Genomic DNA, 9,623 nt, shown 5'->3' with positions numbered 1-9,623 from the left:
GGCACCGCTGCGGCCACTGGCACCGCTGCGGCCAGCGGCGGCGTTACGGCCAGCGGCGGCGCTGTGGGTGTTGGCGCCACCAGCGCGGCCGTGGGCGGGCCGCCGCCGGGCAGTCACCGAGCCGGCCACGAACCCCACGACCACCGCGGCGGCGAGGGTCATCGAGATCTGCGCCGGATTCCGTCCAGCCTGCGCCAGCAGTACCAGCGGGAGTACCAGCAGATAGGCCCCGACCGCGGCCAGCGCGCCATGTCGCCCACCGTCGGTGGTCGTTCCCTGGCGCAGCGCCGCCGCCACGAAGGCGGCCGCGGCCGAACCGGTGAGGATCAGCACGCCAAGGGCCCCGGACACCGTCGCCACGGCCGGGGCGATGAGCCCGCCGAGGACGAGCACGGTGAACCCACGCGAGCTCCCGCGCACCACGGCGGTCATGTCCACGCCGTCGAGCCAGCCGTTCCCCGTGGAACCGGCCATGCCCATGCCTCCTTTCGTCGACGTACCGAGCCGGCCGGCGGTGTGACGCGCACTCGGCGGACCGTGTGCGCGTCACGGTTCATCACAGCCGTTCCGGCAACCGGATAATCCAGGGCGAAACGCGGGCGCGAGTATTCACGCCCGCTCTGGCCAGGCTCACCAACTGCCGGTGGAGATCCTCGACGGGATGACCGCGGGCAATGTTTGTCCCGCACGCGTCTGACGGTCTACCAGCACGGCAGCATCTCCTCCTGTGATGCCATCGCCGACCGGGATTGTTACGGTATTCGCGTTGCCGGGAACAGCTCGGCGAGGCAACGCGCCAGGAACGAACGGTACCGTTCTGTGTGCCGGATCACATCTCCCGGTGGAGGGGTAGTTGCCCCTCCAAAGAGAGGCTTTCCCCCGACGGCAACGAGCTCACGACGACAGGTGGGCCACCAGGCAGGTCATCGGATAGGCCATGGCCCACCCGGAGAACGGCTTTCCCGCCGGCAGCAGGCCCGGGTTCCCCGGGAGCTGGGAGAACGCGCGGAAAGCATGATCGTACGCTGCTTGTTCGGCCGGTGTTTCGCGTTGATAGTTTGTTGATGTCGGCCGGTAAGAACATCCGGGCCTCCCGCGGGCGCGCCCGGAGCGGAACGAGGGCCGGGCGCGCCCAGGGCGGATCAGGCCGGCGCGTGCTCGAGCAGGTAGCGCTTCACCTCGGCCGTGTGCTCGACGCCGGCCTCCCAGCTCGTGCTGGTCGCCACCAGCGTGAGGTGCTCGCAGCCGGCCTCCAGATAGGGCAGCAGCCACTCCCCGACCTGCTGCGGCGTGCCGGCGGGCGCCAGCCGCTCGAACTTCTCGTAGGGCAGGTGGTAGAGCCGCTCCATCCGCTCGGCCACCAGCTGTCTGGCCCTGCTCGCCTGGGCGTCGATCCCGCACCACAGGTTCAGCCCGTACCAGGACGGCAGCGGCCTGCCCTCCTGCTGGGCCACCTCGGCGATCTGCTCGCGGGTCGCGGCGAAGCGCCGGGCGGAGCAGAAGATCCCCAGCCAGCCGTCACCGAAGCGTACGGTCCGCCGTACCGCGGCCGCCGACGAGCCGCCGATCACGATCGGGATCCTGGGCTGCGGGGCCGGCAGCACCCGTGCGTCCTTGAGCTCGAAGAACTCCCCGCTGTGGTCGACCGCCTCGCCCGAGGCCAGCGCGCGCAGCACGCGCAGGCTCTCGTCGAGGCGGCGCCCCCGGGTCGACGGGTCGACGCCGCAGTTGAGCGGCTCGGAGCGGTCCTCCCCGCCCACGCCGACCCCCAGGATCAGCCGGCCCGGCGCCAGCTGGGAGACCGAGGCGAGCTGGCGGGCGACGGTCATCGGGTGCCGCAGCGCGAGCTGGTAGACGCCCAGCAGCACGGGCAGATCGTCGTTGCTGGTCAGGGCGGCGGTGGCGGACACCAGCCCGTCGAAGCCCCGGCCGCCGTAGAAGCTGACGTGGTCGGCGACGACCACGTGGTCGAGCCCCGCGGCCTGGGCACGACCGAGCAGATCACGCCGCTGCCGCGGGCTCGTCGAGAGAATCGACTCGTGCACGTCCAGCCCCACTGTGATCAATTCCTGTGCCTCCCACCCAGAACGTCCTTGGCGATAATGCGCTTCTGGATCTCCGCCGTGCCGTCCGCGACCAGATAGGCCATGACGTCGCGGAATCTCTGCTGCAGCGGGAACTCGGTCGCGTAGCCGAGATTTCCGTAGATCTTCATCGCCGCCTCGATCGCGTTCTTGGCGACAATCGGCGGCCACCACTTGCTCATGGAGGCATGCGCGGTGTGCGGCCGGCCGGCATGGCGCAGCCACAACGCCCGGTAGCACAGCCACCGGGCGGCCTCCAGATAGGTTGCCTGCTCGGCAAGAAGAAAAGATACGCCCTGGTACTCGGCGATCGGACGGCCGAAGGCCTCCCGCTGCAGGGCGTAGTCAGCGGCTTCGTCGAGGCTGGCCCGGGCCGCGCCGAGACACATCAGGCCCAGCGCGGCACGGCTGAAATCAAAGTGGTTCATGACGCTGTGGAAGCCCCGGCCGTACTCACCGATGAGGTTCTCCGTCGGCACGAACACCTCGTCGAGGTGGATCGACCCCCAGCCCAGCGGCAGGCAGCCCATCCCCGGCAGGTGGCTGACGGTCACACCCGGGGCGTCGGTCGGGACGACGAAGCAGCTCACCCCCTGCGAACGCGCGGACCCCGGCTCGCGGGCGTAGATCAGCGCCGCGGTGGCGTTGCAGGCCCACGAGATCGCGGTCTTCTCGCCACGCAGCCGCCAGCCGCCGGCCACCGGCTCGGCGACCGTGCGCAGCGCGCCCGCGTCGGATCCGGAGCCGGGCTCGGTGAGCGCGATCGCCACCGTGATCTCACCGGCGATCAGCCGTGGCAGGTACTCCTTCTGCACGGCCACGCTGCCGTGCGCCAGCTGTGACCCCACGAGCCCGACCTGCACCGGCGCGGACGCGATGTTCACGTCGCCGTAGGCCAGTGTCTCCGCGGCCAGCCCGAGCGTGATCGGATCCTCGATGCCGGTGCCGCCGAACTGCTCGGGCAGGCCGATACCGAGCACACCGAGATCGGCGAGCTGACGCTGGATGCCGAACGGGTAATCCGTCCGGGCCGCCCGGTCCCGATAGCCGGGCAGCAGTACATCCTCAGTGAACTGGACGAGCGCACGCCGAAAGTCCTCCTGCTCTTCGGAGAACTCGAAAGAGATCATTTTATTCCGCCTTAAAATAAGGCGCGGAACGCGACAGCTACGATCGCGTTGGCCGCTGTGCCTGTCCCATGCCCAGGACGACGCCGCACCAGCACGCCGCCACAAAAGACGATCTCCTTGCCACGATCGCGCACAGCCTGCTACCGGCAGGTGCACGCCGGTGATGCCGCGTCACCGACGCCGCCGCCGGGACACGGCCGCCGACAGTGGGACACCGGCATCCCGACCGGATCGGGGGCACCGGTGCCCAGTCCGGTTACACCACAACATCCGCAAGATCGCCACATGCGGCCTTTCAGCATCATGACCCAGCCAGGACCGACCGGCAACGAGTCAGCGCCCTGTACCGATGGTCACGGCCTCGGGCCCGCGGGACGCGCCGGTACGGTGGCACGGCGGGCGCCGGCACGGCGGGCCTCCGCCGAGCCGGTCCAGATCATTACGGAACGTGAGAACCCAGCGTCCAACGAGAACCGGAACCGGCCGCCGGCGGGGCATGCCCGGCAGCCACACCGGGCCCCGCACCAAACGGATGTACGCTGACGACCAAGCACCGGAGCGGGCCTCGCGGAATCCCTTCAGAACCCTCTTGGAACCCGGCGCGCGCTGGCCCGGAGCGCGCCGTCGTCCTACTGTTCAATCTTGGACCAGCAATGCCTCTTGGACCAACAACGCCTTTCCGCGTCAGGCGGACCGGCCCGCATGTCGCCCCGGCGGCACCGACCGCGATTCGAGTTCCGGACGGCTCTCGATGACGAGGAAACGGAGGCCATCATGCCCACGACCAACGCCGGTGATGGCGGCGGGCGCCCGTACCCGGCGCGGGGCGAGGGCTGGTTCTCCCGCCGTCCCGAACTGCCGCGCAGAGAACTCGAACGCGCGCGTTCCATTCTCCAGCTGGTTGCCAGGCTGACCGGTTGGGACTGTGCGCCGCTGAGCATCACCCCGCTGGATCCACATACCGCGGAGATGACCCTGGCGGCGGCCCAGGACGCCATTACCGAACGGCTCGCCGCCGGCGTGGAGCGGATCGGCGCGGAGACGCATGCGGAACTGATCGCGGCACTCACCCGGCTCGGTCAGGCCCGCATATCCCTGCGTGACGCGATGCTGGCCCAGCGTACGTCGACGCTGGCCGACGTACGCAATACCCTGAGCCGGCTGCGGGACCTCTCCACGGTCCAGGACCTGATCACCAGGGCGCCCGCCGAAGTCGAGAAACTCGGTTTCGGCCGCGCCCTGCTGTCCCAGATCCAGAACTCCCGCTGGGTGGCGAGGTCGGCCTATGTCCGCGGCGACCCGGGTCTTGCCGCGCTGATGGTGAAGGCCGGCAGCACGGACCCCGTCCTGCTCGACCAGCAGGTGCTGGAGACCGGCATGGTCCACCGGCGGCAGCCCATCCTGATCAAGGATGCCCAGGCGAACCCGCAGGTACATCCCCTGTTAAAGATCGTTACCGGCTCGCGTTCCTACGTCGCCGCACCGATCGTGTCGATGTCGACGGTGATCGGCTTCATGCACGCCGACGCATACACCGACCAGCGGCACGTGGACACCCTGGACCGCGAGGCCATCGGCCTGTTCATGGAGGGCCTGGGCTACGCGATCGAGCGCGCCGTGTTCGCCGACCGGATGCTGGCCCTGCGCGACCAGCTGTGCACCTATACGGCGGGCATCTCCGACCTGATGGCCTCCTTCACGGAGGACGACGTCTCCCTGAAACCCCCCGGCTCCCTGAAACTCCCCGGCGCGCCTGTCGAGCCCGTCCGGGATATCGGGACGAACGTGCTGGCCAGAGCGATCGAAGACGTTGTGGACTCACCCCTGACCCGCCGGGAGATCGAAGTTCTGCGGCATATGGCCGACGGTGCCACCAACGCGCGGATCGCCACCCGCCTGATGGTTTCCGAGGGCACCGTCAAGGTGCATGTGAAACACATCCTGCGCAAGCTCGGGGCCACCAACCGGGCGGAGGCGGTATCCTGCTATCTGAACACGATGCAGCGTCGTCAGCCGGAACCCACCGGCTCCTCCGGGAAGAAATCCCACTGGCACAGCTGAAACAATCGGACGCCTGCTCCCGGCGCGCCGTTACCGGCGTGCCCCGGAACGGCGGGCCCGGGCAGGACCGTTCCCGCCGTTCCGGGAACAACGTCACCCCCGCAGCTCCGGAAACTCCTCGTCGAGGTATTCACGGAAAGCCGCCGCACCGCCCGCGGTGTCCACGGCGGCGCCGAGCGGGTGCAGTTCCTCCTCCCGGCGGCGAAGCTCCACCCGCCGGATCTTGCCGGATATCGTCTTGGGCAGCTCGGCGAACTCGAGGCGGCGTATCCGCTTGTACGGCGCGAGCTGCTGGCGGGCGTGGCGCAGGATCGACAGCGCGGTGTCCCGGTCGGGCGCGTGACCGTCAGCGAGCACCACGTACGCCTTCGGGACCGCCAGCCGGATCGCGTCCGGCGACGGGACGACGGCGGCCTCGGCGACGGCGGGATGCTCGATCAGCACGCTCTCCAGCTCGAACGGCGAGATCCGGTAGTCCGACGCCTTGAACACGTCGTCCGCGCGGCCGATGTAGGTGATGTAGCCGTCGGCGTCCCGCGAGGCCACGTCACCGGTGTGGTAGTAGCCACCCGCCATCGCCTCGGCGTTGCGCACGGCGTCGTCGCGGTAGCCGACCATCAGCCCCAGCGGGCGCTGGGCGAGGTCCAGGCAGATCTCACCTTCCTCCGCCGGCTTCCCGGTGGTGACGTCGACCAGCGTGACGCGGTACCCGGGCGAGGGCCGTCCCATGGAGCCCGGCTTGACGAGCTGGCCCGGTGAGTTGGCGATCTGCACGGTGGTCTCGGTCTGCCCGAAGCCGTCCCGGATGCGCACCCCCCAGGCCTTCTCCACCTGCTCGATGACCTCGGGGTTGAGCGGCTCACCCGCGCCGACGATCTTGTGCGGCGGGTTGCGCACCGCCGTGAGGTCGGCCTGGATCAGCATCCGCCACACCGTCGGGGGCGCGCAGAAGCTGTCCACCCCGCACCGGTCGATCTGCGCCAGCAGCGCGGCGGCGTCGAACCGGCTGTAGTTGTAGATCAGCACGGTGGCCCCGGCGTTCCAGGGAGCGAAGACGTTGCTCCACGCGTGCTTGGCCCAGCCCGGCGAGGAGATGTTCAGGTGCACGTCACCGGGGGTGAGCCCGATCCAGTACATCGTCGACAGATGCCCGGCCGGGTAGGAGGCGTGGGTGTGCTCGACGAGCTTCGGGGCCGCGGTGGTGCCCGAGGTGAAGTAGAGCAGCAACGGGTCGCTGGCCCGGGTCACACCGTCCGGGACGAACGCGGCGGGCGCCTGGGCCGCGTCGGCGTAGGAGGCCCAGCCTGCCACCGGCGCTCCGACCGCGATCCGGTCGTACTCGCCGGGCACGTCGGCGAACTTGTCGGTGTCGGCCGTGCCGACGACGACGTAGCGGGCCTGGCCACGGGTGATCCGGTCCCGCAGGTCGGCGGGCGCGAGCAGCGTGGTCGCCGGGATGACGACCGCGCCGAGCTTTGCCGCCGCGAGCAGCGTCTCCCACAGCTCGACCTGGTTGCCCAGCATGAGCACGATACGGTCACCACGCGTCACGCCCCGCCCGCGCAGCCAGTTGGCCACCTGGTTCGAGCGGGCGGAGAGCTGCGCGAAGGTCTGACGCCGCTCCGAGCCGTCCTGTTCGACGATCCATAACGCGGTCCGGCCGGAGCTGTCCGGGTCGGCGCCGAGATGGTCGAACCACTCCAACGCCCAGTTGAACTCCGTCAGCTCCGGCCAGTGGAACCCGGCGTACGCGCTGTCGTAGTCCTCCCGGTGGGCGAGCAGGAAGTCCCGTGCCGCGCGGAACGCGGCCAGACCACCTGCACCCGGCGTCTGCGATGTCAACTGTCCTCCCTGAGTGGTAACTCCGTGAGCGGTGGGACTCCCGGCTGCGCGGCCCTCAGCTGTGCGGTCAGCGACTGTACGACCAGTATCCGTACGACCGGCGGCCGGTGCGCGGCAGCCGGTGCCGCCGCGCTCACCCGGGCCGCCCGGCTTCGACAGCGCCGGCGGGAACGGCGCCACCGCCGACAGCGCCGGCCAGGACGGCGTCGTTGCCGCCAACGCCGGTGGGAACCGCGCCGCCCCGGGCGGCGCCGGCCGCGACGAGGTCGAGCGCGACGTCTATGATCATGTCCTCCTGGCCGCCGACGAGGCCGCGGCGGCCCACCTCCACCAGGATGTCGCGGGTGTCCAGCCCGTGCTCGCGGGCCGCCCGCTCGGCGTGCCGCAGGAAGCTGGAATAGACGCCGGCGTAGCCGAGGGCCAGCGTCTCCCGGTCCACCCGCACCGGCCGGTCCTGCAGTGGGCGGACGATGTCGTCGGCGGCGTCCTGGAGCGCGAACAGGTCGCAGCCGTGCTGCCAGCCCAGCAGGTTCGCCACCGCGATGAACGCCTCGATCGGGCAGTTGCCGGCGCCGGCGCCCTGGCCGGCGAGCGACGCGTCGACCCGGGTGACGCCTTCCTCGACGGCCACCACCGAGTTGGCCACGGACAGCGACAGGTTCTCGTGGGCGTGCACACCGATCTGGGTGGCCGGGTCGAGGACGTCCCGGTAGGCGCGGACCCGGTCGCGGACGTCGCCCATCGTCAGGCGCCCGCCGGAGTCGGTCACGTACACGCAGTGCGCGCCGGCGTCCTCCATGATCTTCGCCTGCCGCGCCAGCTCGGCCGGGGGCGCCAGGTGGCTCATCATCAGGAAGCCGGAGACGTCCATGCCGAGCTCACGGGCCCGGGTGATGTGCTGCGGGCTGATGTCGGCCTCGGTGGCGTGCGTGGCCACCCGCACGGACCTGACGCCGAGGTCGAAGGCCCGTTCAAGATGGTGGATGGTGCCGATCCCCGGCAGCAGGAGGGTGGTGAGCACGGCGTTGGTGATCACCTCGGCGGCCTCGGAGATCCACTCCCAGTCGCTGTTGCTGCCCGGCCCGTAGGTCAGGCTGGCGCCGGCCAGGCCGTCACCGTGGGCGACCTCGATGGCGTCCACGCCGGCGGCGTCCAGCGCGGCGGCGATCGTGCGTACCCGCTCCGGGGCGAGGCGATGACGGATGGCGTGCATGCCGTCCCGCAGGGTCACGTCCTGAATGTAGAGCCTGGGCGGGGTCACAGGGCCACCTCCGAGCTGGCTGGGACGGCTGACAGCGCCGGTGTCACCGCCGGTGACGCTGCCGGTGTCACCGACGGTGACGCTACCGGCTCCCCCGCCGCCGCGGGCCACGCGACGGCCGGTGGCCCCGCGGCGGCCAGTCGTTCAGCGGTTTGTAGCGCGGCCGAGGTCATGATGTCGAGGTTCCCGGCGTACGCCGGCAGGTAGTGGGCGGCTCCCTCGACCTCCAGGAAGACCGACACCTTCCAGACCGGCCGCGGGCCGGCGTCGCCGACCAGGGTCCGCAGCGGCTCGTCCGGGTCGACCGGGGCGATCTGGACCTGCTGCTTGAGCCGGTATCCGGGCACGTAGCGGGCCACCTCGGCGGCCATGGCGGCGATGCTGGCGCGGATGTCGCCGGGATCGGCGTCGTCCGCCAGGCACAGCACGGTGTCGCGCATGATCATGGGCGGCTCGGCCGGGTTGAGGATGATGATCGCCTTCCCGACGTCCGCGCCGCCGACGACCTCGATGGCGCGCGCGGTGGTCTCGGTGAACTCGTCGATGTTCGCGCGGGTGCCCGGGCCGGCCGACTTCGAGGCGATCGACGCCACGATCTCCCCGTAGCGGACGCGGGTCACCCGGGACACCGCGGCGATCATCGGGATGGTGGCCTGCCCACCGCAGGTCACCATGTTCACGTTGGGCGCGTCGAGGTGCTGGGTGAGGTTGACCGCCGGGACGACGTACGGCCCGATCGCGGCGGGGGTCAGGTCCACCAGCCGCTTGCCGTACCCGGCCAGCGCGCGCGCGTTCGCCAGGTGGGCCTTTGCCGAGGTCGCGTCGAACACGACGCCGATCTCGTCGAAGCCCGGCAGGTCGATCAGGCCCTTGACACCGTCCGCCGTGGTCGGCACCTTCAGCCGGGCCGCGCGGGCCAGCCCGTCGGAGTCCGGATCGATGCCCACCATGGCAGCCATCTCCAGAGTGGACGACAGCCGCATGACTTTGATCATCAGATCGGTGCCGATGTTCCCTGAGCCGATGACCGCGACCTTGGTGCTCATGGCAGATCCTTCCGGAAGGATGCGGTGACGGTGCCGAGCCCGGCGATGGTCGCCCGGTAGGTGCTGCCGGGCGTCACGGGGACCATCGGGCCGAGCGCGCCGGAGAGGACCAGATCGCCCGCGCGCAGCGGGGATCCGAGCTCCCGGGCGGTGCGTGCCAGCCACAGCAGCGCCTGGCACGGGTCGCCGAGGCAGGCCG

Annotated in this window: 8 protein-coding genes; 1 reads left to right on the top strand and 7 read right to left on the bottom strand. The window is 70.6% G+C overall.

Annotated features, from left to right (window positions below; translation table 11 throughout):
- The 3 genes from AC5LUJ_RS00250 to AC5LUJ_RS00240 all read right to left on the bottom strand — a co-directional run.
- Positions 1-474 (bottom strand): hypothetical protein (locus AC5LUJ_RS00250; protein ID WP_493464290.1); only part of this gene is annotated, 474 nt, incomplete at its 3' end.
- 668 nt (positions 475-1,142) lie between these two features.
- Positions 1,143-2,057 (bottom strand): LLM class flavin-dependent oxidoreductase, encoded by a 915-nt coding sequence (locus AC5LUJ_RS00245; protein WP_250283951.1) that lies wholly within the window; start codon positions 2,055-2,057, stop codon positions 1,143-1,145.
- Between the two features lie 5 nt (positions 2,058-2,062).
- On the bottom strand, positions 2,063-3,214 hold the full coding sequence (locus AC5LUJ_RS00240; RefSeq protein WP_250283936.1) for an acyl-CoA dehydrogenase family protein: 1,152 nt from the start codon (positions 3,212-3,214) through the stop codon (positions 2,063-2,065).
- A gap of 774 nt (positions 3,215-3,988) precedes the next feature.
- Between AC5LUJ_RS00240 and AC5LUJ_RS00235 the strand changes: the two genes are divergently transcribed.
- Positions 3,989-5,275, top strand: coding sequence for a LuxR C-terminal-related transcriptional regulator (locus tag AC5LUJ_RS00235; RefSeq protein WP_250283938.1), 1,287 nt, complete (start codon positions 3,989-3,991; stop codon positions 5,273-5,275).
- 93 nt (positions 5,276-5,368) lie between these two features.
- Here the strand turns inward: AC5LUJ_RS00235 and AC5LUJ_RS00230 are convergent, their stop codons facing one another.
- The 4 genes from AC5LUJ_RS00230 to AC5LUJ_RS00215 form a co-directional block, all read right to left on the bottom strand.
- Complete coding sequence (locus AC5LUJ_RS00230) at positions 5,369-7,117, bottom strand: AMP-binding protein (protein WP_250283941.1); 1,749 nt, start codon at positions 7,115-7,117, stop codon at positions 5,369-5,371.
- A gap of 133 nt (positions 7,118-7,250) precedes the next feature.
- Complete coding sequence (gene dmpG, locus AC5LUJ_RS00225; protein WP_250283943.1) at positions 7,251-8,378, bottom strand: 4-hydroxy-2-oxovalerate aldolase; 1,128 nt, start codon at positions 8,376-8,378, stop codon at positions 7,251-7,253.
- Entirely contained in the window at positions 8,375-9,424 is a 1,050-nt protein-coding gene (locus AC5LUJ_RS00220) for an acetaldehyde dehydrogenase (acetylating) (protein WP_250283945.1), read from the bottom strand. Before AC5LUJ_RS00220 ends, dmpG begins: the two co-directional genes overlap by 4 nt.
- Positions 9,421-9,623, bottom strand: a 203-nt coding sequence (locus tag AC5LUJ_RS00215; RefSeq protein ID WP_493464289.1) for a fumarylacetoacetate hydrolase family protein, incomplete at its 5' end; no start/stop codon positions are given. The genes AC5LUJ_RS00215 and AC5LUJ_RS00220, both read right to left, overlap by 4 nt.

Source organism: Protofrankia sp. CiP1_Cm_nod3, from assembly GCF_982290655.1.
This window is presented reverse-complemented; position numbering and strand designations above follow the sequence as displayed.